At 48.3% G+C, this 26,317-nt stretch carries 30 protein-coding genes; 14 read left to right on the plus strand and 16 right to left on the minus strand.

The genetic code is table 11. The annotated features are described in order from the left end of the window. Positions 1-72: 72 nt before the first annotated feature. The 3 genes from AM1_RS08785 to AM1_RS38230 all read left to right on the plus strand — a co-directional run bounded on the left by AM1_RS08785 (position 73) and on the right by AM1_RS38230 (position 2,926). The gene (locus AM1_RS08785) at positions 73-570 is read left to right on the plus strand and encodes an SRPBCC family protein (protein WP_012162479.1); all 498 of its coding nucleotides are present in this window, start codon (positions 73-75) and stop codon (positions 568-570) included. Further along, complete coding sequence (locus AM1_RS08790) at positions 570-1,163, plus strand: cupin domain-containing protein (RefSeq protein WP_012162480.1); 594 nt, start codon at positions 570-572, stop codon at positions 1,161-1,163. Before AM1_RS08785 ends, AM1_RS08790 begins: the two co-directional genes overlap by 1 nt. Before the next feature lie 149 nt (positions 1,164-1,312). Further along, positions 1,313-2,926, plus strand: coding sequence for a sensor histidine kinase (locus tag AM1_RS38230; protein ID WP_012162481.1), 1,614 nt, complete (start codon positions 1,313-1,315; stop codon positions 2,924-2,926). Between the two features lie 153 nt (positions 2,927-3,079). On the opposite strand, the gene AM1_RS08800 is transcribed toward AM1_RS38230, so the two are convergent. Together AM1_RS08800 and btpA are read right to left on the minus strand one after the other, a co-directional pair. Further along, positions 3,080-3,721 (minus strand): CAAX prenyl protease-related protein, encoded by a 642-nt coding sequence (locus tag AM1_RS08800; protein WP_012162482.1) that lies wholly within the window; start codon positions 3,719-3,721, stop codon positions 3,080-3,082. A gap of 20 nt (positions 3,722-3,741) precedes the next feature. Next, positions 3,742-4,590, minus strand: coding sequence for a photosystem I biogenesis protein BtpA (gene btpA / locus AM1_RS08805; protein WP_012162483.1), 849 nt, complete (start codon positions 4,588-4,590; stop codon positions 3,742-3,744). 199 nt (positions 4,591-4,789) lie between these two features. On the opposite strand from btpA, the gene folK reads away from it, so the two are divergent. The 6 genes from folK (at position 4,790) to AM1_RS08835 (ending at position 11,383) form a co-directional block, all read left to right on the plus strand. Continuing rightward, positions 4,790-5,311, plus strand: a complete 522-nt coding sequence (gene folK, locus AM1_RS08810) for a 2-amino-4-hydroxy-6-hydroxymethyldihydropteridine diphosphokinase (protein ID WP_238549200.1) — start codon at positions 4,790-4,792, stop codon at positions 5,309-5,311. Between the two features lie 464 nt (positions 5,312-5,775). Further along, entirely contained in the window at positions 5,776-6,324 is a 549-nt protein-coding gene (locus tag AM1_RS08815) for an NUDIX hydrolase (RefSeq protein ID WP_012162487.1), read from the plus strand. A gap of 154 nt (positions 6,325-6,478) precedes the next feature. Then, positions 6,479-9,007: a COR domain-containing protein gene (locus AM1_RS08820; protein WP_012162488.1), complete on the plus strand. Its 2,529-nt coding sequence runs from the start codon at positions 6,479-6,481 to the stop codon at positions 9,005-9,007. Positions 9,008-9,247: 240 nt separating this feature from the next. After that, positions 9,248-9,697 (plus strand): hypothetical protein, encoded by a 450-nt coding sequence (locus AM1_RS08825; protein WP_012162490.1) that lies wholly within the window; start codon positions 9,248-9,250, stop codon positions 9,695-9,697. 74 nt (positions 9,698-9,771) lie between these two features. Further along, a complete protein-coding gene (locus tag AM1_RS08830; RefSeq protein ID WP_012162491.1) occupies positions 9,772-10,164 on the plus strand; it encodes an MAPEG family protein in 393 nt (130 codons plus the stop codon). 121 nt (positions 10,165-10,285) lie between these two features. Further along, positions 10,286-11,383 (plus strand): radical SAM protein, encoded by a 1,098-nt coding sequence (locus tag AM1_RS08835; protein ID WP_012162492.1) that lies wholly within the window; start codon positions 10,286-10,288, stop codon positions 11,381-11,383. Here AM1_RS08835 and AM1_RS08840 read toward each other — a convergent pair. From AM1_RS08840 to AM1_RS08855, 5 genes are all read right to left on the minus strand, one after another. Then, the gene (locus tag AM1_RS08840) at positions 11,375-13,270 is read right to left on the minus strand and encodes a GTPase family protein (protein ID WP_012162493.1); all 1,896 of its coding nucleotides are present in this window, start codon (positions 13,268-13,270) and stop codon (positions 11,375-11,377) included. The two genes, AM1_RS08835 and AM1_RS08840, sit on opposite strands and share 9 nt — an antisense overlap. A gap of 93 nt (positions 13,271-13,363) precedes the next feature. After that, positions 13,364-13,519: a hypothetical protein gene (locus tag AM1_RS42095; protein ID WP_012162494.1), complete on the minus strand. Its 156-nt coding sequence runs from the start codon at positions 13,517-13,519 to the stop codon at positions 13,364-13,366. 197 nt (positions 13,520-13,716) lie between these two features. Continuing rightward, entirely contained in the window at positions 13,717-14,076 is a 360-nt protein-coding gene (locus tag AM1_RS08845) for a DUF760 domain-containing protein (RefSeq protein WP_010467452.1), read from the minus strand. Between the two features lie 274 nt (positions 14,077-14,350). After that, a complete protein-coding gene (locus AM1_RS08850; protein WP_012162495.1) occupies positions 14,351-15,520 on the minus strand; it encodes an aldo/keto reductase in 1,170 nt (389 codons plus the stop codon). A gap of 15 nt (positions 15,521-15,535) precedes the next feature. After that, positions 15,536-16,048 carry a bifunctional nuclease family protein gene (locus tag AM1_RS08855; RefSeq protein WP_012162496.1) on the minus strand — a complete coding sequence of 171 codons (513 nt, stop codon included), beginning with the start codon at positions 16,046-16,048 and terminating at the stop codon, positions 15,536-15,538. 235 nt (positions 16,049-16,283) lie between these two features. Between AM1_RS08855 and AM1_RS08860 the strand changes: the two genes are divergently transcribed. The 3 genes from AM1_RS08860 to AM1_RS08870 all read left to right on the plus strand — a co-directional run bounded on the left by AM1_RS08860 (position 16,284) and on the right by AM1_RS08870 (position 19,071). Continuing rightward, a complete protein-coding gene (locus AM1_RS08860) occupies positions 16,284-16,952 on the plus strand; it encodes a riboflavin synthase (RefSeq protein WP_012162497.1) in 669 nt (222 codons plus the stop codon). A gap of 223 nt (positions 16,953-17,175) precedes the next feature. Further along, the gene (locus AM1_RS08865; RefSeq protein WP_012162498.1) at positions 17,176-18,675 is read left to right on the plus strand and encodes a VanZ family protein; all 1,500 of its coding nucleotides are present in this window, start codon (positions 17,176-17,178) and stop codon (positions 18,673-18,675) included. Between the two features lie 54 nt (positions 18,676-18,729). Next, positions 18,730-19,071 carry an MGMT family protein gene (locus AM1_RS08870; protein ID WP_012162499.1) on the plus strand — a complete coding sequence of 114 codons (342 nt, stop codon included), beginning with the start codon at positions 18,730-18,732 and terminating at the stop codon, positions 19,069-19,071. Here the strand turns inward: AM1_RS08870 and AM1_RS08875 are convergent. From AM1_RS08875 to AM1_RS08915, 9 genes are all read right to left on the minus strand, one after another. Beyond that, positions 19,060-20,250 carry an ABC transporter permease gene (locus AM1_RS08875; RefSeq protein WP_012162500.1) on the minus strand — a complete coding sequence of 397 codons (1,191 nt, stop codon included), beginning with the start codon at positions 20,248-20,250 and terminating at the stop codon, positions 19,060-19,062. The genes AM1_RS08870 and AM1_RS08875 overlap by 12 nt on opposite strands. A 124-nt stretch (positions 20,251-20,374) precedes the next feature. Next, a complete protein-coding gene (locus AM1_RS08880; RefSeq protein WP_012162501.1) occupies positions 20,375-21,235 on the minus strand; it encodes a M56 family metallopeptidase in 861 nt (286 codons plus the stop codon). Then, on the minus strand, positions 21,235-21,654 hold the full coding sequence (locus AM1_RS08885; RefSeq protein WP_012162502.1) for a BlaI/MecI/CopY family transcriptional regulator: 420 nt from the start codon (positions 21,652-21,654) through the stop codon (positions 21,235-21,237). Before AM1_RS08885 ends, AM1_RS08880 begins: the two co-directional genes overlap by 1 nt. A gap of 124 nt (positions 21,655-21,778) precedes the next feature. Further along, a complete protein-coding gene (locus AM1_RS08890; protein WP_187152929.1) occupies positions 21,779-22,087 on the minus strand; it encodes a hypothetical protein in 309 nt (102 codons plus the stop codon). A gap of 278 nt (positions 22,088-22,365) precedes the next feature. Further along, entirely contained in the window at positions 22,366-22,725 is a 360-nt protein-coding gene (locus tag AM1_RS37545; protein ID WP_049783713.1) for a hypothetical protein, read from the minus strand. Positions 22,726-22,746: 21 nt separating this feature from the next. Beyond that, on the minus strand, positions 22,747-23,184 hold the full coding sequence (locus AM1_RS08900) for a hypothetical protein (RefSeq protein WP_148215699.1): 438 nt from the start codon (positions 23,182-23,184) through the stop codon (positions 22,747-22,749). Then, entirely contained in the window at positions 23,171-23,746 is a 576-nt protein-coding gene (locus AM1_RS08905; protein WP_012162505.1) for a hypothetical protein, read from the minus strand. Before AM1_RS08905 ends, AM1_RS08900 begins: the two co-directional genes overlap by 14 nt. An 86-nt stretch (positions 23,747-23,832) precedes the next feature. Then, positions 23,833-24,117, minus strand: coding sequence for a hypothetical protein (locus tag AM1_RS08910; RefSeq protein WP_041659478.1), 285 nt, complete (start codon positions 24,115-24,117; stop codon positions 23,833-23,835). A 108-nt stretch (positions 24,118-24,225) separates the two neighbouring features. Next, positions 24,226-24,984 carry a DUF1877 family protein gene (locus AM1_RS08915; RefSeq protein ID WP_012162506.1) on the minus strand — a complete coding sequence of 253 codons (759 nt, stop codon included), beginning with the start codon at positions 24,982-24,984 and terminating at the stop codon, positions 24,226-24,228. A gap of 84 nt (positions 24,985-25,068) precedes the next feature. On the opposite strand from AM1_RS08915, the gene AM1_RS08920 reads away from it, so the two are divergent. Next, positions 25,069-25,659: a macro domain-containing protein gene (locus AM1_RS08920; protein ID WP_012162507.1), complete on the plus strand. Its 591-nt coding sequence runs from the start codon at positions 25,069-25,071 to the stop codon at positions 25,657-25,659. Between the two features lie 165 nt (positions 25,660-25,824). Beyond that, the gene (locus AM1_RS08925) at positions 25,825-26,316 is read left to right on the plus strand and encodes a hypothetical protein (RefSeq protein ID WP_238549201.1); all 492 of its coding nucleotides are present in this window, start codon (positions 25,825-25,827) and stop codon (positions 26,314-26,316) included. Position 26,317 lies beyond the last annotated feature (1 nt).

Raw genomic sequence — 26,317 nt, forward strand, 5'->3', positions numbered from 1 at the left:
TGGGCAAACTGGCGTATATCTTATCAGTTGGCGTTCGCGCCACTCAGCTTCGTCCAATATTGGGAATAAGGCATGAAATTCAACTGTCGGCCAGTCGGAATAGAGTTTCTGGAGAATGCCCCCGTTCAATTCGTGAATCAGGTGGAACTCGCTGCATCACCGGCCCAGGTGTTTGAGATCTTTGAGAACGCCGAGGCTTGGCCCCAATGGTACAAAGAGATTGTCAATGTGGAATGGCATGGCTCCCAACCCTATGGGGTGGGCACTACACGCACCGTCAAACTGACTACAGTCACTGTAGAAGAATATTTCTTTGTCTGGGAGCAGAACCAGCGTTTGGCATTCTACTTTACGGGTATGAGCCTCCCTCTAGCAAAGGCTTTGGTTGAAGAATATCGCCTCATTCCTTTGGGTGAACATCGAAGTCAGTTCACCTATAAAGTTAGCTTAGAGCCTTCGTTTTGGCTCCGTTTGGGAGGTCCATTTATTCTCAAGGTCTATGCAAAGATGTTTCAGCAAGCAACAGCCGATTTGGCTGAATATATTCGGAGTCAATCAGTGATCTCTTGATGTCGGAACATATTCCCGATCGTTTTTTTGAACTAGCTCCCTTGTATGCTCTGGGGAGTTTAGCAGAGGGTGAATGCCAGTGGGTTGAAGCTCAAATGGAAGCTCACCCAGAATTAACAGCAGAAATTGCCGCGTATCAAGCTGCGATCGCAACCCTACCCTATGCCGTTCCTCAACAATCCCTGCCCGCAGGCTTAAAAGAGCGCGTTTTCCGCAAAACGACCGGAGAAGCTCCTCCAGCGACTGAGGAACCTGGTATTCCCGTCAGCAAAAACTTTAATTTTTCTGATCTGAAATGGCGACCGTTTAATGCTCCCGGTTTTGAAATGGCAAAACTGCACTTGAATCGTGACTCGCGTGAACTCACCTGTTTCGTCAGAGCAGCCACAGGCGGACTACCCTATCCTGCTCATCGCCATGCAGGTCCTGAAGAGATCCTGATGCTAGAAGGAGAGCTGAGAATTGGGGAAACGTTATACGGTCCAGGAGACTATATTCGCGCCGAAGCTGATTCAGTCCATCCCCATGCAGAGACTGTCACCGCTTGTCTCTTCTACCTGAAAACTTCTGTCGATAATGAAACCTTGGTGTAAAAGCGGTTTCCGACAAAACCCTATCAAGATGATGGTGATGAATCACTCAAGACTTATGCAGCGGCAGTAAGTTTCAACTTGAACTGGTCAATAATTTGAATAGAGGGCCGCATTTCTCCCCAACTGCCAACACTGCAACAATTCGCACTATGTTCCGCCAGTATGGTCGCCTGAAGCATTGGCTTGAACTATCACCGACAGAAGTTTTACGAGGACGGTTATCCAGAAAAATTGCGTTTTGGATCTTTGCAGGACTAGTGTTGATCGAAATCATTATTCTGCTGCCGTCCTATGCCAAAAGAGAACAAGACCTGCTGACCGATCTAGAACAGACTGGGATGGCAACCCTCAAACCTTGGGTGAACATTCCCTGGGACCGCTTATCCGCAGACAACTCAACATTGCTACAGCAATCGCTGGTTTTTGATTCACGGTTACGGGGGGCTGTTGTGCTCTCTCCTCGGGGTCAAATCGTTGCCCAATTTGGGACAGCGCCTACTCTCCAATCATCAGACTTAAGTCGTTCGCCTATCACTCGATCGCTACATACGAATGACCTCATCTATGACATCGCTTGGTCTCCCTCTGAATTCGGCACCACAAAATATACTGTCATTGCCAGTCTTGATGCCTCACAGGTCAAGAGAGAGAAAATTGCTTACCTATGGCGGATTATCGGACTGATTGTCTTAATCTGTGTGACGGTAACATTGGTGACGATGTTAGCCCTCAGACCGCTGGTGCTCAAACCCATCGACCAGTTAAGACTAGACCTGCAAAAAGTGGGACTAGCCATTAATCACGATCAGTCGCAACCTGCTCTAGCGACCCAGAGTATTCGGAGAAGTGATGAACTTGGCGAAGTCGTCGCCACTTTTCACCTGATGGTGTCCCAGATCTATGACAATGTCCACGAGCGCAAGCAAGTGGAGCATCAGTTACAAGAACTCAATGAAGATTTAGTTAAGACGCTAACCGAACTCAAAGCCGCCCAAGCTAGCTTGGTAGAGGCCGAAAAGATGGCAGCTCTGGGCACACTTGTCGCCGGAGTAGCCCATGAAATCAATACCCCCATCGGCACCAGCATTACCGTTGCCTCTACACTAGCTGACGAAACCCATGTTTTTTTGGAAGCTGCCCAATCAGGACAGCTCAAACGTTCAGTTCTCAACCATTACATCGACGTCGCTCGCCAATCAACCCAACTCATTAACAGCAATTTGGATCGAGCCGGTCAACTGATTCAAAGCTTCAAACAAGTTGCAGTCGACCAATCTCATCAATCGGTCAGAACGTTTAATCTTAAGACTTACCTCGACGAAATTGGCACCAGCCTGCAACCTCAAATCAAACGGTCAGGGCACCAGCTGAACATCCTTGGGGACGATGATATTGTCCTGACACAGGATCCCGGTATTTTCGCCCAAATCATAACGAATCTGGTCACTAATTCGATTAAGCATGCTTATCCATCCGATATAAATGGCACTCTCCAACTCCAGATCACAGCAGCCAACAACCAAGTCATCCTGGATTATTGTGATGATGGTTGTGGGATTTCACAGGATCTGCTCAACAAAATTTTCGATCCCTTTTTTACGACCGCCCGCCATATCGGGGGAACTGGGCTAGGTCTGCATATTGTTTACAACATTGTTGTGCAATCGTTGAACGGAACCATTGATGTCCAGAGTCAGGAACACAAAGGCAGTCAATTTAAAATTACGTTTCCCTTAACTCCCTCCCCTCCAGTAGAAACATAAGCGGGCAAAACCTTTAGGAATCAAGGCTCACCATTCCTGATGCTCAACGCCTAACCCTTGTCGAACATTCAGTGCCTGATAGTGAAGTGGCTTACGGCAGACTTTAATCATGTGACAAACTATCACAGCGAATTTAGCGCCAGAAGCACTGTATTACCAATACTGCCAAGCTGAATTCGTCAAAATATAGATTCCCAACGCCAAATTAGTGGTGCTATGGGCAATCATGCAGGCGTAGAGGCTCTTCGTCACCTTCAGCAGAATGGTATAAATCACCGCACAGATAATAGCCACCAGCCACTCGCTATGGAGCAGTCCAAACAACACACAAGAGATGGCAAAGGCTCCCCAGGTAAAGGTGCCTATAGGGATTTTCTGAAACTCGGGTACGCTCAAGTACCGAAGGAGGAAAGAACGCCAAAAGATCTCCTCCATAATCGGCACCATCACCACTAAGCCATAGAAGCGAAAGGCCAAAAAGACGGGTAAGATCCAGCCCGTCAAACTGACGAAGGGATTGTAGCCAACACGCTGGCCTAGAGGGGGATAAGGGATCCATTGATCCAGCAAAATCCATTCGGCAAAGACGATGAGACCGACTGCGATCGCAGTCACGGTTACCTTGCCACCGGGTCGAACATCTTGCCACGGACGCGCCAAAACGCCTAGCAGTGTAGACACAACAATCACCTTTACCCCATAGAGCCAAGGATAGGCCTCTGGCCATAGCCCTTCCAGGGTGGTAATCAGCATAAACGTAGCCATCGGGGCTACATAGGCAACCCAAGGCGGCATATTGATACGGCGCTCTTAATTTATGACTCGAGCATAACCGATGATTTCACATTTGCTGCGTCTTGCTGGGTTAAGCTACGGCGCATCGCTTCCACAAAACGGCTAACGCGAATGGGATCAATGGGTTGATCCACTTGACCATGACGCTTCAGAGAGCTGGAAACAATGGCACCATCCGCTGCTTGAATCAGGCTGGGAATATTTTCCCAATTGGCACCACTGCCAATAAAGACAGGAACATCTTTAGCCGCATCAATCGCAAGTTCCAAATCACCAATATTTGGCGGACTGCCCGTTTCCCAACCGGAAATAATAATGCCGTCTGCCAACCCCCGTTCGATGGTTTCATGGACGGTTGTGGTCAGGTTGGGCGCGCCCAAAGGACGGGCATGTTTGACGAGGACATCGGCAAAAATTTTGACGTCGCTCCCTAGTTCACGGCGATAGCGCAGGAGGCGGTGGGCTTCCCCTTCAATCAGTCCCTGATCCGTTTCCATGACGCCGGTAAGGACATTGACGCGAATAAACTGGGCTTCGACACAAGATGCGATCGCCATGGCGCTACAGGCATCGTTGCGAAGCACATTAATGCCAATGGGTAAGGGAACCAGATTTTTGACCCGCTGTACCACCAAACTCATGGCACTCACCACAGCTGGGTCTACTGTGCCTTTGGTAAAGGGGGCATCAAAGAAATTTTCAATAATAAGGCCATCGACTCCACCAGCGGCAAGGGCAGTGGATTCTTGTTCGGCTCTGGCAATAACAGCCTTGAGGCTTCCGCCCCAACGCGGGGAGGTGGGCAATGGCAGGAGATGGACAACGCCAATAATGGGATTCGGGGATTTAAAAATGTGTTGTAACTCCACGGATAATTGAGTCGAACTCAGTAGGGAGACTATAGAAAAATAAAATTAAATAAGTCTAGAAAATTCTAGCTAAATCACTAGAAAACGGTTGGCACAGCCAAAACCTTCTAGAGTGTCTAGCATAACAGCTTCCAGGAACCATGTATATTCTGTAAATCACTGTTCTCACTGACCGATCGACCTCAAGATCGACCCACCTATGGTTGAATGCTCGGAGATGGGCGGAGAAAAATCAAATTGGGTGCAATCGGCGGTTGCCTTAGGGGGAAATTTAGGCAATCCCAAAGCGACCCTTTCTGCTGCCATTACCACCCTGCAAAACGACGCCAAAATTCTGGTGTTGACCCAATCCCATTGGTATCAAACCGCAGCCGTTGGACCACCCCAGCCCGACTATCTCAATGGTTGTGTCAGTTTATTGACAGCTTACTCGCCTCAATCCTTGCTAGAGAAGCTATTGGAGATTGAAACTCAGTTTGGACGTGTCCGACGGGAGCGCTGGGGACCTCGCACCCTCGATCTAGATGTGTTGTTGTTTGGACAGGCCGTCATTCAGACACCGACGTTGACGGTGCCCCATCCCTGTCTGCATGAACGCGCTTTTGTGCTGGCCCCTTTGGCCGAGATCTGTCCAGGCTGGGTGCATCCCGTGCAACAGCAAACCATTGCCGAGCTGGCCAAGGCGGTAGACTATACAGGGGTTCATCGACTGTCTCACTAGGCAGCGTCATTCAGCTGAGAAGGCATACTCGTTGGTTACCTCTGCCATTTCTTTCACGCATTGAGAGCATGAATTGCAATCTCTTTCGTTATTTTCCAATGTGATATTTTGCTAGGCAACAACAAGCAAGAGCTTTCTCCCCACAGAACTGGAGGCCGGGGGCCAAATACAGATAATGTGTTCTTGCCCCAAGGTCTCACATACCTCATTCTTATCTTTTTCAAAGGCGTATCCCGAAGTTGGGGGAGTTGACTCTGGACACATCTAAGGCCCTCACCCCCAACCCCTCTCCCAAAGCTGGGAGAGGGGAGCTAGATCTCAACCTTGGGCTTGCATTTCTCCCCTTCGCCCAAGGTTGGGAGAGGGGGCTGGGGGGTGAGGGCCAAACCTCAAGACACTCTTCCCAAACTGTTGGATACAAGCTTTTTTAACTCCATACTCTGACCTCCCTTACAAGCCAACCTATGTCTTTATTTCAAGAACCGCCCGAAATCCTGAAGCCGTTAATGTTTTATGACGGTCGCAAGTATACATTTGAAGCGAATCGACTGCGATTACCCAATGGTAGTGAAGGGGATTGGTCGTGTGTAAGGCATCCAGGTGGAGCGATGGCGGTGCCGATTACCAGTGACGGACAGTTTGTGTTGGTCAAGCAGTATCGTTTTGCCTTGAAGGGGCGGCTGTTGGAGTTCCCGGCAGGTACGGTAGAAGTCCATGAAGATCCGGGGGTGACGATTCGGCGAGAAATTGAGGAAGAAACGGGGTACCGGGCTCATCAGTGGCAAAAGTTGGGGGAGTTCCCTTTGGCGCCGGGATATTCGGATGAGATTATCTATGCGTTTTTGGCTCAGGATTTAGAGTTGTTAGAGAACCCACCGGAGCAGGATGAGGATGAGGATATTGAAACGGTTTTGATGACTTCGGAGGAGTTGGAAAAAGCGATTTTGGCGGGGGAACCGATTGACGCGAAGTCGATTTGTGGGTTTTATATGGCACAGGCGATGTTGGCTTAATTGAGGTGCAGTGTGTGCCAAAGATATTTGTGTTTATGAAAACAATTGGATAAAGCGTGGCGAATGGCTGAGATTCACTTTAAATTCAGCTATTAGGTGATTTTTCTGCTGATTTTCTTGAGGATGGTGTGAGGTTCTTTTAGCGGGGAAAGGTATGTCTTGGGAAGAAGCAGAGCAACGGATTCAAGGGGCTGCGAAGCAACAATCTAGAAGCCTTGATTTATCATATTTAGGACTAACAGAAATTCCCGATGCGATCTCACAACTAAAAAACCTGCAAACGCTTTCCCTACAAGGGAATCAACTGACCACGATTCCCGATGCGATCTCACAACTAAAAAACCTGCAAACGCTTTCCCTACAAAGGAATCAACTGACCGCGATTCCCGATGCGATCTCACAACTAAAAAACCTGCAAACGCTTTCCCTACAAGGGAATCAACTGACCGCGATTCCCGATGCGATCGGACAACTGGTAAACCTGCAAACGCTTGACCTGCACGACAATCAACTGACGACGATTCCCGATACGATCTCACAACTGGTAAACCTGCAAGAGCTTGACCTACGCAATGATCAACTGACCACGATTCCCGATGCGATCTCACAACTGTCAAATCTTCAAAAACTTTATTTGCATGGGAATGAATTGCTGAAAATTCCGGCTGAGATTCTAGGTTCAACATACGGCGATGTTCGATCTGGAGCAGAACCAGCTAAACCAAAAGACATTCTGGAATACCTTTTCCGCATCCAGAAACAAGCCCAACCTCTTAATGAAGCGAAATTGATTCTGGTGGGCTATGGTGCGGTTGGTAAAACCTCTCTGGTCAACCGATTGGTTCATCAAAGGTTTGATGCGAGTGAAACTAAAACTGAAGGCATTCAAATCACCGATTGGCCCCTGTATTTGAACGGCAATGAAGACGTCAAATTAAATGTTTGGGATTTTGGGGGGCAAGAAATTATGCACTCCACCCATCAGTTTTTTCTAACTGAACGAAGTTTGTATCTTCTTGTCCTCAACGGTCGCCAAGGCCATGAAGATGCAGATGCTGAGTACTGGCTCGAACTGATTCAAAGTTTTGGTGGCGACTCTCCCGTTATTGTTGTCCTCAACAAAGTTGAAGAACATCCTTTCGATGTCAACCGCAGTGGCCTCAAGCAAAAATTCCCTAATATTAAAGGCTTTGTGCGTACGGACTGTGAAACTGAACGAGGTCTGGATGAACTCCGCCAAGTCATTGAGCACGAAACAGATCGTCTCGAACATTTGCGCGATCCGTTTCCAGCTAGTTGGTTTGCCATTAAACAGCGTTTAGGAGACATGGAGGAAAATTACATCTCCTTTGAGCACTATCGGAATATCTGCAACCAGAATCAAGAATCCGATCTAGACTCTCAAGATTCCCTAGCTGTTCATCTTCACAATTTAGGCATTGCTCTCAACTATAAAGATGATCCTCGTCTGAGAGATACCAATATCCTCAATCCTCTTTGGGTCACCAATGGCATCTACAAAATCCTCAACGCTCATGATTTGGCAGACCACAAAGGAGAACTAGATCTTGGCTGCCTTCCCCAACTGTTGGATCCTAAAAACTATCCTCGTCAGCGCCACGGTTTCTTAATGGAGCTAATGCGCAAGTTCGAGCTATGTTTCCCTTTTCAGGACAGTCAAGAGCGCTATCTCATTCCCGACCTACTTGATAAACAACAACCACTAGAAGCCGAAGACTTTATTCTCGAAGACTGCCTTAATTTTCGCTATACATACCCCATCTTGCCCGAAGGCTTGTTACCTCGCTTTATAGTTCGTACCCATGTCTTGAGTAGCAATACTCTTCGCTGGCGCACTGGTGTTATCCTCGATTTTGAAGGTAGCCGTGCTCTAGTAAAAGCTGACCGTCAAGACCGAAGTGTCAGTATCAGCATCACTGGCCCTAAAAATAAACGCCGTGAATTGTTGGGCATCATCCGTTATGACTTTGAGCACATCCACAACAATTTTAAATTTCAGCCTGAAGAAAAGATTCCGATTCCAAATCACCCAAAACTAACCTTCAGCTACAAAGATTTATTGGTGATGGAAGAACAAGGCTTAGTTAAGGTACCAAAAGTCATCAATGGGAAATTAATCCATCTAGAAATCAAGGAATTACTCAACGGTGTAGATCTAACAAAGCGACCGCAAACTTTAAGAGACGTTGAGCATCCATCAAAAGCTCTCCAACTCTTCTACAGCTACTCCCATAAGGATGAAGGTATTCGTGATCAGCTCGAAACACATCTCAAGGTGCTTCAGCGCAGGGGTCTTATTCAAAATTGGCACGACCGCAAGATTCTGCCTGGTACTGATTGGAAAAACGAATTAGACAGAAATCTTGAACAGGCCGACATTATCCTGCCATTAGTCAGTCCAGATTTTATCGCTTCTGACTATTGCTATGAAGTCGAAATGAGCCGTGCCAGAGACCGCCATGATGCCAAAGAAGCAATTCTACTCCCTATCCTAATCCGCCCTGTAGATTGGAACTCAACTTCCTTCTGTGATATTCAAGCCTTACCCAGTGATCTAAAACCAGTAACAAAATGGTCTGATAAAGATGATGCTTGGCTAAATGTCATGCAAGGTCTAAAGCGAGTTATTCAAGTGATTCAAAAAAATAAATCTCTTCAATAACCGCCAACGATATACAGGAAATCAGCAAGCACAGATGCAACGTAGAATCTGAGTAAGCCCTAACCTTTAACTGCTATTTTGATTGGGTCGAGAGTGTCGGAGTGGCATTGATGCTGCAATTCAGCCTCCTCTATCCATCGCACATCCTTGCATGGATGAAAGTCGTTAAATATATTTTCCCGATTCAGTCTAAGTTGCATCAAAGGTGGGGAAAGTCCAGTATGTGAATTTTTGAGACCTATGTTGTCCTCCAATCAATTCCAGCCAGAATCTTCCGCTGTGCAGAGTTACCTCGGTATTCTCCAAGATATTATTACTCGGATGGCTAATAACAGCAGTAACTGTAAAACCTGGTGCATTACGGTCGTTTCGGCAATTTTGGTAGTTATTGTTGATAAAAAACAACCTAGTTACGTCTTGATTGCTCTTATTCCTGTCCTATTATTCTTCTTCCTAGACACCTATTACTTGGCTCTCGAAAGAGGTTTTCGAGATGTGTACAACGACTTTGTCCAAAAGTTACATAACAATGCTGTTACGACTCAAGATCTCTTTGTAGTGAGGCCCCTAAGAGACTTTTCACTCTACAAAACTATATTGAAAGCCGCATTCTCACCTGCTATTGCTCCCTTTTATGGAATTTTGACCCTAACCGCAGTCCTAGCCCACTCCCTAATTGTGAAGTCTTGAACCTTTGCCTTTATCGCTTCATTAATATGCATCCACCTCAGCTTGAAACTTTCGCTTCCCCCCTACCTTGAAAAATGACCATCAGCCTCTGGTGCATCCTGGCCGCTCTGCTCGCCCCTTACATTCTGTCAGTGCTAGCCCGTTCTGGCGTCACCAAAGCCGACTATGTCCAAAACCCGCGCGCCTTTAACGAAACCCTCACCGGATGGCATCGTCGCGCCCATCTCGCCCAACTCAACGCCTTTGAAACCTTCCCCGGCTTCGCCGCCGCCGTGCTCGTGGCCCATATGACCCAAGTGCCCCAACTTCAGATTGATATCGTTGCCTTGGCCTTCATTCTGTTTCGCATCCTGCACGCCAGCTTCTACATCACCGACAAACCCAACCTCCGCAGCCTCAGTTGGCAAATGGGCATGCTCTGCATCGTCAGCCTATTTGTTCTAGCAGCGATTCCCCAGCAAATTTGATGCTCCATCGAACAGCGCCATTCCTTAAACCCAGGCCAAGCCTTATTGGTAAAATGCTCGTATTTCAATCCTAAAAGCCTTAATACGGCAGCATTAACACCATCTTTAGCCCTACTCAATTATGCTCACCCAGAATCGGCAATCGAATCCGACCCGGCTCCCCCAACCCTTTATTCCCTACCGACCCAAATATTCACCCCTCAGCTGGATCAAGCGGAATGTCGTCGTTGCCAGAGCCTTTCTGGGGGCTCTCGCCATCGTCCTCAAATCAAGACGACAACAACAGTCCCTCCCCTTTGGGGCCTCTATAGAAATCACCGATCGCTGCAATGCGGGGTGTCATTATTGCTACGTCTATCCCTCAGACTGGAACCAAACCCAACGCGTCCGAGGGTATCTACAGCTTTCTCCCCCTGAGCATAAAGCCAAAGATCAAGCCATTTACCAAACCCTAGACCAGCTCTCGCGTCAAGGCATGGTCCTCGCCACCCTGGTCGGCGGTGAACCCACCCTGGCACCTAAAGTGATTCAATATGCTGCCCGCAAATTCCCAGTCGTTTGGGTCGTGACCAATGGGTCATCCAAATTCCCTAAAGTGCCGCATTCCGTTGTGTATAGCGTCAGTATTGATGGCCCTCCAGACCACCATAATCAAACCCGAGATCCCTTGGGGTTCTTTCAAAACCATGCCTATCAAGACCTGCACGGGATGGCAGCCGCTATCGTCCGCAATATCAATGAATCTGAACGGGGTGCCTACGCCCACATTACCCTGACCCAATCCAGCCTCAAGTTATTTCCAGAGACCGTAGAATGGCTGGTCACCTCTATCACCAAACTCCGAGGCATTATGGTGTCTGGTGCAGCCACCCATTCTCCTGCAGATCCGAATACCCTAACCCTGGCCGATCGGCAAACCATGAAGGGGATGATTGAGACAGCGGCGGCAAAATATAGCTGGGACTTGTTTCCCTTTAACCAACCTGCAGTCAATGCCTACCTATTTGATGCGCCCTTCGTCATTCAAGATCCCACGCAATGTACCGTGGCACGGCGAGTCACGAGTTTAGGCTTTGATGGAGCCAGCGTCGGTAAATGCATTCTGCGAGATGAGACGGACTGTCAGACCTGTGTGTGTAATCTGACCGGATTAATGCGAGGAGTAGCCACAGCGGATCGCCCTAGTTTGAAAGGACTCTATCAAGCCTGCTTAGGCTAGGGTGGCCTTGCTGAGATAACTGTGGTAACGTTCCTGCAATTGGTTTACACCCACCTTGCCAGTCCATAACTCCACCATGGTTTGGCCAAAGGCCCAAGCATCATCCTGAATCGAAGACGCAGTCTCTAGCAACAGGGGCCAGAGGGCTAAAAAGTCAAACACAGGATGGGCCTCGGGTTCAGCCAGCAACGTAAAGAGTTCATAGCCCATCTGCAATTTCCCCATAACAACGGGGGCCTGCTCAATGGGGAGCTGGGTTGCCAGGGCTGTTGCCAAGGCCGGAGAACCTGTTGTCATCGTCGACAGAAATCCTAAAAGGGGGCTTTTCAGTAGGGCTGTGAGGCCCTGAGTCGTGCTCATTTGGGACGCATACTGGTTGATGATTTTGGCAGAAGTGGTGATACGGGTGGTGCGATCGCGCAAAAATCTTGCCATCCGGGCCTGCTTCGCCGGGTCAAATTCATCCACCATCGCTGCTGACAGTTCTGTTCCGCCCCAGGCTGGCCGATCTTGACTCGTATCGCCCGTGACCAGCGGCAAAATAACAGCCGAAACCTCCCCTAAAATCTCTTGGCGATAGGCAATCGCTTCTCGAATCGAGGTCTCCTTGGGTTGCTCACCCGATCGCCAATCGTAGGGCGGGGACCATTCTCGAATAGGCCGGAGCCGATCCACCTGGGTGACAATGCTAATCACGGGCAGATCGTCCACCTGAGTTTTAATCTCTTCTAAAAACGCCAGATCCATTTGTAAGGCCGGATCCGTGGCAGGTGTAACTAACAACAGCAGATCCGCCTCCGCTGCTTTCTCAATCACGGCTTGGCGTAAATCGTCTCTCCCACTTTGCTCATACCCCGGTGAATCCCAGAGGGTCAGCGTTTCGTCTAAATTATTCTTAAACCGATACGACTGCAGGGTATCCGTGCTGGGCAATACGTCTACGGCTGCCGTCTCTCGGCCAAATAGGGTATTCACCAAACTACTTTTACCCGCTCCCGTCCGTCCCACCAGCAGGACATTGAGGGGTGCCTGCTCTACCGCCTTGGCAGGCGCAGCTTCCGTAATAATTGCTTGTAGGGTTTGGGTCTCCGCTTCGGGCAGCTTCGGTTCCAGACTCTCCAACGAGCGGACCGCTTCACCACTGTAGAGGGCAATCGCTCGTTCGCCCAGAGCCTGTAGCGTCGTCTCTCGGACAATCTGACCCAAGTTTGCCAACAACTGTTGATTGGCTTGATTGCGATAGGTTTGTGTAGACGTGCGAGTCAAGGCCGCCACGGGATTAAAAATCCATCGGGACCATTGCCATACCTTGACCGCAGTGCGGGCGGCGGGTTCTAGTTTTCGATAGGTTTCATAGGTTTCATAGGCCTGCCCCACTGTCACCTGCCCTAGCACCGGAGAGAGTTTTTGCATCCACTGATCCACATCATCCACGGTGCCCCGCAACAAACCATAGGCATCCGGAACATAGATATTTAGAAACGGACGCTTAGTGGTGGGGTAGTAGACATGGGCAATGGCCTCAATCAACGTTTGGCAGCGGCGAAAAAACTGGGCCCAATCTTCCCAGGGCAAGACATCCTCTCTAGCTGCCACTAGAATCGTTTGGATTTCAGCTTCGGCCTGCTGCCGACGGGGTTCACTTGAAGATGTCTCTTCAGCCTGCTCTTGAATAAAGGCTCTGGCTTCCGCTGCAATCTGATCCGGCAGCCGCAGCCAGCGAACCAGCAAATACTGCCAGCCCAAAAACACTAAAATCACGATGGCCCAAATCCAACTCAGTCCCCACTGATGGATTTGTAACCCAGCCGCAGCCCCCAGAAATCCGAGCACGCTAACGACGGGTAGAGCCAAAACGACCCACTGCCAGACCTTGAGACGAATCATAGGGCGGATTTATGTATGTAACGAAAAAGGACCCAAGGGCAATATAGCCCGCAAACGACCTAAAGGATCTTTGCAGGGAAGCAATACTCTCTGCTACAGCCGCTTTGAAACATAGGAGAAGACAATCGCTTGCGCATACAGATAAGGCGTGCCCACAACCAGGGCAATCAGTCCAGTCACGAGGTCACCGGTGACAATGCAGTAAATTCCAGCACCAATATTCAGGACCAACCCCAACCAGGAAAACAAGAGCGTAACCTGCAACGAGAACTTAGCTATCGGCGAGTAACACCCCCCAAAAAAACTAGCACCGCTAGACCCTGCTCTCCCACACTTAGGGCAGCTGGTCAGAATCATATCCAGTGCCGCATCTAGAACAAATGGGCATATACTATCTCGCTGCTGGTTATGACAGCCGTAAGGAATTCCCTATGAATGATTTGACACTACTCAGGGTCTTCAGAATCTTGATCAAATGAGAGACTATTGCCCAACAGGCTGGTATCCAATTCCATCCGCTGTTCCATTTTGCGGAGGAAGTAACCCGTCATCATCGCGGAAGCAAGCAAGCCTGCTAGATTATCTCGATCGGTGACCACTTGAACGCTGAAAGCTTCGCTCGGCAGGACACCCACTAGCCCTTGAACATTTTGCGAAATGATTTGCTTGATCTCGGGGCTGACGGACTTGGCAACCCTAGCCAGAACCTCTGGCGGTTGATTTTGTAAATATTTGATTAAGAGATTGGCCTGAGCCTCCTCTGAATCACTCATAATAAAGTTGGCGTTTTCGGGGTCAAAGGCCATAAAGCACCCTCAGAATCTGCTTGCATTCATTGTGTCATCTCTACCTCTAGTGTGCCCAGCTTCTCGGTGGAGAGAAGCCCGAACCTTAAGGTAATTTGATCAACACTACATCCAGAAATCAGAACTTCGTGAATGGGTGGACAAGCGTTCTGCTTCCTTGACGGTAGTATAAACGATTGTTAACTTTTTTGGCGAGATTTCAAGGCCAGATCGCTGGGTGCAAGAACTTGTAAATCACGCATCAAGCAAGATTCACGGAATTGCCTTTTTATCCCTAAATGGACTCCCATAATCGAGGACGGGGCTGGCCCTGCAGGCGAGTATGGGTATCTTGGAGTAGCTGGGGAATAGCCAGCTGCTCCGGACAGCGAGGCAGACAGTCACCACAATCTGTACAGCGATTGCCCCGTCGTCCGGGAAACCAATGGCCCGCATTCTCAAACATGCGGTAGCGATAGCGGCCAAAGTCTTCCATATCGTAGGCCAGGGTCAAATTCCGTAACCGCAAAATCTCGGGAATGTTGATGTCTTCTGGGCAAGGCAGACAGGCATGGCACTGCTGACATAGGTCAGGCAGGGTCTGAGCCTGGGCTTGGAGGCGGTCGAGAATCTGCTGTTCTTGCTCCGTGAGGGGATGAATCTGATCTGCAATCGCAAGGGGCCAATCCAACTCTTCTGGCTTCGCCGCTCCTACACTCAGGGTCGTCACTGAAGGTTGACTCAGCAAAAATCGGGCATTGAGATGAAGAGGGTCCAGGGGCTGACAAAGCTCTTTTAACCGTTCAGGAGGCGTATAAAGTAGCCCTCCTTTATCCGCAGGAGAAATGATAAAAATACCCATCCCTTTGCGACTCGCCAGCTCAACAGCGGGGGCATTGCGCTGAAAGAAAAAATTGTAGTGCAGGTTCACAAACTCAAATAAATCCGTCTCTAACGCGGCCAAAATAAGCGCTAAAGAACCATGGGTGGAAAACCCTACATGGCGAATTTGATTGGCGGCTTTTGCGGCCTGGACCGCCTGCATACATCCTTGGGGATCCTTGATCCATTCCAAATGCTCGGGGGTATTGAGTCCATGAATCGCCAGACAGTCAATCGTCTCTAGTCCTAGCCGTTCCAAGGATAGATCAATCGCCTGAGCCATTGTCTGGGCATCTGACTTAGGCGTAATTTTGGTCGTGAGATAGAGGCGCTTAGCCTCTCCCTGGCAGGGCTTTGGCAGATAGCAGCCCTCTTCCCTGGCCAGTCCTAACGCCTGAACCATCTGCCCTAGATAGACTTCACTTTTGCCATAGCCTTGGGCGGTTTCAATATGATTAATGCCCAGCTCAAAAGCCCGCTTCAGGGTTGCTTCGGCATTCTGAGCCGACTGTAAGTACCGCATCGTCCCCAAAGAAAATACCGACAGATGCAGATTCGTCTGGCCGAAACGGCGATATCTCATGGTGAGTCGATAAAGTTAGCTGGATTCAGCCGAAGGCTCGCTCCCCCCTCGACTCTGAATAAAGTCTTCGGGACGGATATTGTCAATAAATTCGTGAAATTCTTCCTTTTCTGCCAGATCTGCTTCTTTATCTACGGGAATAGACGCATCTGCCACCACTTCTTCCAATACCCATATGGGGCTATCCATTCGTAGTGCCAGTGCGATCGCATCGCTGGGACGGGCATCGACTTCCTTTTTAGAATCTCCTTGCTGGAGGGTCAGGACCGCATAAAACGTATTGTCTTGTAAGGAATGAATGACGACCCGCTCTAAATCGATGTCCCACTGATCCATACAGCTCACCATCAGATCATGGGTCATGGGACGGGGGGTTTTTTGGCTTTCTAAGGCCGTGAGAATGGCCCTAGCTTCTGTTTGACCAATCCAAATGGGTAAAGCGCGACGTTCCGATGCATCTTTCAAAAGAACGATAGGGAGTCGGGTTGCGGCATCTAAAGCAATACCAGCAACATTCATTTCAATCATGCTTGTAGACCCAACGGAACAATGGCCACGGAGGATACCTTCTCATGTAAACCCATACCATTGAGGATTCTCTACAATTTCTTTAGGGCAATTTATACTCTAAGGATCTGGCTAAGAATCTCAGAAGTATGATGGTTTGAGAATCAAGATAAGATTCCCCGCTCCGATCCTAGCCAAGGCAATCGCAATTTGCCAATGTAGGAAATACTGATGTTAATAATGGCTTGATAAGTAAGTGTTTACAGGACTCATTCAAGGATTAGGCTATCTTCAACCCCAAGGCCCACAGCAAATTTTGGTAAAGTGCGGGGCTGTGCCCTTTTGGGATGATCTGGCCATCGGCGATAGTGTCGCGGTGGATGGCGTCTGTTTAACCGTCGAGACGATCATTGCTCAGGGGTTTGTCGTATCTGTTTCCCCAGAAACAGTGCAGCGCACCACCCTCTCCCAGCGGTTACATACCCACCAGGCCGTCAATTTAGAACCGGCCCTCAGCGTCGGGGATCGGTTAGGGGGCCATTTTGTCACAGGCCATATTGACGATGTGGGGGTATTCCAAGGGTTACAGCAAACCGATACCTCTTGGGAGTTAAGCTTCGCAGTACCGGATGCGATCGCACGCTTTATCATCCACAAAGGCAGCGTAGCCATCAACGGTGTCAGTCTGACCGTTGCCGACTGTAACGAAAGCGGCACTCACTTCAAAGTCGCCGTCATTCCTCATAGCTTTGCCAACACCAACTTGAATACCTTGAGCCCAGGCGATCAGGTCAATATCGAAAACGATGTGTTAGGCAAATATGTGGCTAAACTCCTGCACCTGCCAGATCCCCCCTCCTCAACTGCAGCTATGCCTGACATAACAACCGAGTTCCTGACCACCCACGGCTTCGGTAGCCTGTAATGGTAATGGGTTTTGTCCAGCCACCCATGCTATCAGACAGCACTCAATTTATACATTTTGCCCTTACCTTGCATGGGCACAAAGGCACCATCTCCAACAGCAGGTAATCACGGCTAAGTCTGCTGCCAAGCTGGATATCGTGCGCCCCCGAACTGCCACAGTATCAACCTCGCACCCTTCTCAATTCATCCCCGCCTTTCCCACTTGTTATCAGCCATCAAGCATGAAGCATCGACCAACAAAGTTAGTGATGACGGTAGCTTTATGGCTCGGTTCACTAACCTTGATCGCAATTAGTACCCTGTCTCCATTTACGTTTAATCTGCATGACCTTAATCTCAAAGACGCCATCAGCTTAGGGATCAGGAATCCCACCAATCCCATCGATATAGTGGCGAATATCATTCTCTTTCTCCCCTTAGGGTTCAGTAGTTATGCCCTGACGCTCAGACTTCCAAGACGTAAAACCGTGCTCTGTCTAATGAGTATCGGTGTGCTCAGCACTTCAATATCCATTCTGGTTGAAACAGCACAACTCTTTCTCCCAGGCCGATTTCCAACCTTATCCGATATCGTTTTCAATGGATTCGGCGGTTTTTTAGGGGGCTTGTTTGCGCTACAGCTATCCATTCCAAAAGACAAAAGATTTCCGACCAAACTCAACAAAACGGTTTGTCTGATCGCATTTCTGGGGTATTTTCTGTCCATCTATTTAGGACTCTTTCTATTTACCTGTCAAATCCAGATCAGTAACTGGCAAACGTCTTATCCCTTGACCATTGGAAATACAGCAACCGGGGACAATCCATGGCTAGGTAAAGTATCCAATATTCTCCTATTTGATTCAGCATTAACATCAGACAGTATTGGACACTTACTTAACTTCAAACTCGATTCAACGAGTTACAAGTCGTTAGCATTTTCCTGCCTATTAGAACCAGACATCATAGAAAGCAATTATTTAGCTTCAGAACTACACTTATGCAAAAACCCTACACCTCAAAAAAAGCTACATCCTCAGGCAGACAATGATGTCTGGTATTTAGTTGAAAGCAGTAATCTTGACTTTATCAACCGCATAAAATCCAACAAGGCTTTTACCATTGCCCTCAAAATCAAGTCTGAATTCAATCGGGGGTTTGGCACAGTTTTAACGATTGCTGAAGATATAGACCATGTCAACTTTATCTTAGGAATTCAAGCCAATCGACTGACTAGCCGTATCCGTTTTCCACTCTCTGGAGTGTCAGGCAAAACTCCTGAATTGGTGATACATGATAAAAATCTAAACTCGATAGATCAAACTATCGTGATTGTATATGACAGCATTTCCTTTCACGTTTACCAGAACCATCTGAATCAAGAGAAACAAGCCTCGTTACTCGCCGATCTATACTTTACACAGCCTCTGTCTAAAATCTATCGAGAATGGCGACTAGAACTATTTAATATCGACTTACATAAATGGTTGTTTATTGCCTTTACTTTTACACCGGCAATCGTCTTATTCGAGCTACTGCAAGCTACGGGAAAAATCAATTCATCTAGAGAAATATCGCAATGTGTGATTGGCCTCTCGATATTAGCTGCGCTCATATCTAGAGTCTATACAAGTAGCCTCAATATTTGGATATTTGAATGGATGGAAGTGTTAGCCATTCTCCTATTCTGCTGGTTTGGCACCAAACTTTACTTCATCACGCTAGAGAAGTATCAGCTTTAGTGAATATCTCGCCGTTTTTAGCCTAAGAGAAGATCGCTCACAACATATAGATCGATGAAAACCTCAGATCGACAAAGCCATTTTTATCAACAGATCTATCAGTTAGTACGCAAAATCCCTCCTGGCAAAGTCGCCACCTATGGCCAAATTGCGGAACTACTCGGCAGACCTCGCCATGCCCGTCAGATTGGCTATGCCCTGTATCGAGTGGCACCGGATTCAGATATTCCCTGGCAGCGGGTCGTCAATGCCCAGGGCATGATTTCCCATTCCCCTCAACGTCAGGGGAGCGATGACCTACAGCGCATTTTGCTGGAGCAAGAAGGCATCACCTTCAATAGCCAAGAGAAACTGGACCTGCGCCGCTATCGTTGGCAGCCGGACCTACTGGAGTGACCCTCTAGGGTCCAAGATATCTCGTAGGGTGTCCCCCAAGAGGTTAAAGGACAACACCGTCAAGATAATCAAAATAGCGGGGGGCCACACCAACCAGGGCTGCAAAATCAAAATGGAGGCATTGGTCGATAGGGACAGCAAATTGCCCCAGGAGGGATCAGGCTGTTCAATGCCCAGGCCAATCAGGCTTAATACCGATTCCGCCACGATAAAACTGGGAATAGCCAGGGTAGCCGAAATAATCACGTAGGTGGCAGTTTGGGGGAGAACATGGCGGGTAATGATATACAAGGGCCTAGCTCCCATCACCTTGGCCGCTTGGATAAACTCCTGCTCCTTAATCGACAGGACCTGACCGCGAATCACCCGAGCTAGCCCTGCCCAGCCCACAAATGAGGTAATTAAGACAATTAACAAAAAGCGCTCACTACTGGACAATCCTGGTGGCAAAATAGCGGCCAGGGCCACCAGTAAATACAGGCCAGGAATGGTCATTAAGACTTCCACTAGACGCATCAAAATGCTATCCACCCAGCCACCGAAATAGCCAGAGATACCACCAACCAGCATCCCTAACGGGAGGGAAATAGCGACCCCTACTAAGCCAATACTGAGGCTAATCCGGCCGCCAAAGAGGATTCGGCTGAGTTGATCACGAGCCTGGTCATCCGTACCAAGGACGTTGAGATAGCCTGGGCCAGTGGTGCCAAACAAGTGACGGTTAAAGGCAAACCCTGGAAATACCGTGACCTGATCGATTTTGGGGTCGGACCAAGACCATTGAGTCGGTAGGGGGAGCTTTAGCTGCAAAAACTGATAGTTCCAGCCTTTGACAAACAGGCGAATGGGAGACGGTTGGGTCCGATCGACTTGTAAATCACGGATGCCGGTTTGCCAGGCTTTGGATTCCTTGTTGCGCCAGTCAATGGGTTCAAGGGTGGTGGGATAGACATGGGGGCCAATCCATTGCCCATCAGCGTTGTTCCAATAAATCTGGGTCGGCGGTAATAAAGCGCCATTGACTTGGGGCTGGCAGGCCCCAGTATTAATGGTTTCTGTATCGCAAGGAGCATAGGGGGCAACAAAGTCTGCTCCGATCACTAACAGGTAGAAGGTAATCAGAATAGCGGCCCCAAATCGAGCCAATTTTTTCTGACGAAGCTGCTGCCACCAACTCATAATGTCTCGTCCTGGGTGCTGAAGACTTCCACATTGTAGGTCCTGGCATGATTAAACCATGCCAAGCAAGGGGGCACAGACGAGGTTGACCCCATGTTGTGACACAACTTGGCAAATTTCAGAGTTAGTAATGGAAGGGGATCGTCAACAAAGGGGCAGCAGTAACCAATAAGCCGCTCCAGGTCCAGGGATAGGAAGGAGGAGCCGTTCCCCTGGGGGCAAGCAGGGCATCGATTCGCTCTGATAAGCGATGGCCCGTTGCCGTCTGCATGGCGGCACAAATATTTTCCGCAAACTCTGCCGGATAGGGATTGACCATCAACAGCAAGGATTCCGCTAGCACCAACGGATCAACCTGCTGGGCAGCCCACTGATCGGCGCGCAATTCCCGCAGCAGCAAGAGTTCTTGCCACAGTTCTGTGGAATGGGGCAGCCAAGCCGTCAGCCGACGCAGCCAGCCCCACCAGAAAAACCAAAAGGTATCGCGATACTGCTGATGGGCTTGTTCATGGACCAGTACTGCGGCTAGCTGATCCGCAGACAGGGCCTGCACTAACCCCTTGGTAATCACTAATTCAGACTGCCAAAACCCGACTTGAGCGGCATAGGGCAAGGCATGATCGATTTGGTAGGCTGCATGGCCTTGAATATGGGTTTGGGGACAGGCATAAATGCGCTGTAAGCTCGACCATCCCTCCATCAGGAGCTTGAGATTAAGGCAGGCCGCTACTCCCACAAATCCAGCAGCGACACCATAACTCCACCCATTTTCTCGAACCCAAACCATATGGCCTTGAGGTCCCATGTATAGAACTGCGATCGCAGTCATTAACAACAGCAAGGGGGACCATAAAAAGACCAGTAAATTCCCCTGCCACCTCTGGGCCCAGGTCCATTGGTCTCGATTGGATTCCAGCCAGCGATAGCCATAGGTTCGGCACAGCCAGGCCAAAGACAAGGCACTGAGAATCATCAGCAAATGCATTACTGATCCTCCCTGGCTTTGCGAGCGGCCCGTATCTTATCTGCGATCTCTTCCAGTTGCTCGACGCTGGCCTGATCGAGATGATCGGCAAAAGCAGCAACCGTATCAGGATTCCCGACGGCTAAAAACTGCTGAAGTTGGTCGTAGGCCCAAAGAGAGTTGGCCTGGGCTCGGGAAACCAGAGGACGCCAAACAAAGCTGCGATTTTGCTTATCGCAAGCTAACCAGCCTTTTTTAGTCAGGCGATTAAGAACGGTGGTAACGGAGGTGTAGGCCAATTCGCGATCGGGATTGGTCAAAATCTGTTCATGCACCTGTTTGACGGTGGCGGTCCCTAAATCCCAAATCAAGTTGAGAATTTCGAATTCTAAGGGGCCGAGAGAAAGCTGCTTGGGACGAAAGTCCGGGAGCGATGCCATCGCTGTTATATCCTGCTGATTGGTTAGCTACTGACCAAGGTAACGTATCGTCTAACGACTAAACGCTTTAAACACAAGACTTTTTAGGATTAACCGCTACTCAGTGCTGCAAACCAGAGATTATCTAGTCGAAGACGATAAATGGATTCATCTCAGCCGGAGTCATCCACTCAATGCCATACTTTTCTCGCAAAATCCGTTTCATCACCAACCATTGTTGATGGCAGAGTCCCCTCCCGGGGTGGCACAAATCGGCAGCTTTAGGTGAGGTGTTTTGCAGCTCAATCATCCGCTGCCGATGCTCACGATCTACTTCTTGACGCGCTTGTAATCGCACGTCTTCAAATATTGGCTGCAAGTCAGGATCATCTTCAAGAGGATCATGTAATTCAGAAGTGCCCGATTGATGCGCCACTTGCAGTGCATCAATCATCTTGAATCGTTTTTCAAAGGAGAGGTTTTGAAGATAAAACTTCCCTTGCGCTATCGGGCAGCCAGTAACCCGATGGAAAAGCATGACATCAGAGTTATCTAACAAGAGCGAGTATTGAAAAACGTAGTACAGCCCTATGCTAGCTTGCCATTTGCTTAAACAGTTGATGTATCCAAGTGCTCAAAACACCCACTTTGAAACAACGCCTTGATTTATCGTTTGCTTAAGTCGTGTTTGGTTGTTCCGTATGCTCACAGCAACCAGCGAGTCATTGAGTATTAGCTGATGCAAACACCAGCATTTCGCTGCTTGGCTAAGTCTATCGCGGAGAGAAAACGCTTCATATATGTCTGAATCCTCGCCGACTGTGCTTTATTACGCCAAATTTCTTGGGCAATAGCCACAGAATCTGCATAAATCATGTGACACTCAGCAGCAAACAGATCTAATTCCTCAGGGTAAACAAATAAGTCACCATCATTGAGTTGGGGGAAGTACCTTGCGCCACGCCGAATCAGTGATTGCGCCCCCCATAACTGTGTACGATATGACTCAAATCCAGCCATATCATATTCAATTGCATTGAGATAGGAGTAGGGACCTGAACTTGGATCGAAAAGGTCTATAACAAGGGTCATATTTCCTTTGTGACTTGCACTTCAGCAAGAAAGATATGCGTTCGAATGGAGGCCAATCACTTCAGTTACGATTGCTACGGCGACTAGTCTACCTCCTTCCATAAAGTAGCCTTTTACACCTAACTGAATTCTTGAACAGTGAATCTGTCGGCGCATTTCAGGTGACACAATCCACATGGTTGCCATACCAGTCATGGGGACAGGAGTATCTTGAGGAAAAACAGAACCGTCTAAAGCCAAAAACTGAGGCCAAATCATATAGATGCCAGTTTCTGAAATATCGTCCCCTTTATACGACCAGTCACAGCGACAGCCCTGATAATATTGGCGACCACCCTCTAGTAGCAATCGATAACGAACCTTAAAGTCTGGCAACCTACCCGACACTTTGGCATAGCTGGTCATACTAGATACTTTAGTCTTGATTTCTGTATTTATTGGCCAGTTAAAGTTCAGCATCACTGATGCTCTGCTGTTGCCGTGCTCGATTACGCACAGCACTATTACAGCCTTCATGCACCAACCTATCGAGTTGCTGACGGGTGATTTCCTTTGCCACGATGAGTGATTCCTGGACCATTCGATCTTTGCTCGCTAAGCACCGTTTCACTAATTCATCGCTAATTGGCCCAGTTTCAATCGCCAGGGTTAGTCGTCGCCGTCTCACCAGCCTTTGATGACCGTCGCTCTGAAAGGCTGAATGTGTCGCAATGTGCTCAACTTGATCCTGACTTAAACGATGCCCAGTCAGGAGGTTCGCAAGTGCCGCTCCAGCCATCGCCTGATCAGGGTCAAGCACAGCCAATTCAATGTATTGCGCCAATTCTTCATTAGCCAAGAACAAATGCCTATCTAGGATGCGGAGAAATGAAGCATAACGATAGTGTTCAGCATTTTGATCGTCAGAGGACTCAAAAGTCTCATGTTGGCAGGCCAGCTCTTCTAGAGATAGAAATCCATAAACGAGCCATCGCCGATCATAGCCCAGTAATTTCAATGACTGTTCCGTATCCTGCATCATCGTTGCGTTTATCCGCCCAATATCCTAGCTCACCATCACTGGTTCAGAATGCAGCTTCATGAGAAGGAAGTAGATTGTGATAACCTTCAGTTCTGAAGCGAGATGCGCAATGGTTTAAGTCCCGGAGTTCTTGGCTGCCAACCCTTCTGAAGCGCCTCTTCAATGCATGTCACTACAAAGCCTGGGGTGATTTGCCGATATTGTTGATGTTCAGACGGATCACTGTAATCCATCTGGACTTCCAATTTTTGGCCTGACGATTCATCATCTATGACAACCAGAATCATAAAGCCACTATCAGGCGACACGACCCAGCGATACCGGACATCGCCCGTTACTAGCGTTCGACTTTCTTTTTTTGCTAGAGCCAAGATTACCTCTATCTAATATTTACGATCATCAAATCCAGAATCACTCAAATACTTTTTCAACAAGCTTTCCAGGCTTATGGACACCAGAATCATTTTTCCACAGAGTTTTCAACAGCAAGAGGAGACCATTCCCAACCCTTGATCAGCAGTAACCTGATAGAAAAGCTGAATCTCTTGCAAAAACTCTTGCAGGAATGGATATTGATCTTCTGACCATCCGCCTCGGTAAATTGGTGGATTTATTTTCGCTGCTTGCTCAAACCGTCGCCGAACCTCTTTCTCACCAATTGCTGATAACACTCGTGAAATTTCTGCCACTTCACTCACGTCCTGGTACCAACAGCAAGGGTATGAATCTGTTGGATCAACAGGTTTACCAGCAAAAATATTAACGCGGTTTAAATCATTAGCTACACATATGCAATCCAAATGATTCATCGCTTGACCATTCCTCAGCACATAGCTGCCCCAATCCCATGCCTGCCCTAAATACAGATATGAACAGTTTTTTTCACTACAAACAATTGAATATAGGCTCTGTTTCCAACGCTCATAATTCTTTGGGCAGTCACGTTTTAGGTCAACTAACATTTCAACGTCCCATTCCGTCCACACATTACAAACCTCATTTGCATCTGATGTGATTTCATCCAGGATTTGCCTTTGCTCTAATGTCAATTCGGAAATATCTGCAATCAAAGGTATATCAGTATTTTTAGGAGCTAGCTCTGCAATTATGTCTTCATAAATCTCTAAATCTTTCTGGAGAATGTCTAATCCAGTTTTAGTAATTTGTCTTAGCAATGCAGTAACTGACATATTTTTAAAAGCTGCTAATTCTGCCCAATATATCTTTTGCACAACCATAGTCGCTTGCTTTCACATACTTCAACCATCAAATTGACGCTGCTCCATAGGGCTTGCTAGACTCAAGCCCTATGGAGCTTTTAGTTGACAAAATTAATCCTTGTAGCGCCTGCAGCTAAGCTGTACGGGGCGTTTCGCAAATCCTTCGAGCATTTACCTAACGTTGAAGTCGTTCATAATTATTTTGAGTGGTTAACCGAGTTTGACTGCCTGGTGAGTCCTGCTAATTCCTTCGGCATGATGGATGGCGGTATGGACGCCGCGATCACGAAATTTTTCGGCGTGGAACTGGAATGGAACGTTAAATCCCAAATCCTAGAAACATATTTGGGAGAACAGCCCATTGGCACCTCCATGATCGTTGAGACTGGACATCCCCAACATCCTTACTTAGCCCATACCCCAACCATGCGGGTGCCCATGATTATCAAAGGCACAGATATTCCCTATAGCGCTATGTGGGCCATGTTGCTAGCAGTCCGACAACATAATCAACAGTCCCAAACCCCGATACGGAGTATTGCCTGTCCTGGTTTAGGAACAGGGATTGGCCGAGTTCCCTATGCCGAAGCCGCTCGGCAGATGGCTGTTGCCTATGACCACTTTCTCTATCCCCCCAAAGCGCTCAATTGCTTCGTTGCCGCATCCAGACAACTGCAAATTTGGGAAGGTTAAGGGCGCCCATTCCGTTAGCAATTCATCCATCTCCATGTACGACAGACTGTCGTTTGACTTTTTCAGAACGCTTCACCCAGGATAGTTGTGGCAAATGGTTTGCCAGTCAAATTTGAAGTTGTTTTTGACTTGCGATCTCATCTCACTCCACTGGGGAATCTGATTATGACTTCTGTTCGGAAAGGGGCTTTACTAGCGGTTTATATCGGGGTCGGGACTTTGGTGACACCCCAAATTGTGCAATCCCACCATACTCAGCCCCAAACCGTCTCATCCGCCGATCAGAAAACCAAACATCATCACCACAAGCACCATAAACAACTCGAAATTTCCGCCAATCAAGCCCCACCCACGGTCGAGTTAGTCGCTCATCCTGATCAGGTCCAGGGCTGGAATTTAGAACTAAAGGTCACTAACTTTAACTTTGCCCCCACCAAAGTCAATGCCCCGAGTAAAATCTCCGAAGGCCATGCTCACCTGTATATCAATGACAAAAAAGTAACTCGTCTTTACGGCAATTGGTACTATCTCTCTGAGTTACCCACAGGCACGAACACCCTCAAAGTCACCCTCAACAGCAACGGCCATGAAGCCCTCGTGCGTCGAGGCCAACCCATCAGCGACACTGCAGTGATTCAGGTTGCGCCCCGACCCTAAA

It is taken from the genome of Acaryochloris marina MBIC11017 (genome assembly GCF_000018105.1).
GTDB lineage: Bacteria > Cyanobacteriota > Cyanobacteriia > Thermosynechococcales > Thermosynechococcaceae > Acaryochloris > Acaryochloris marina.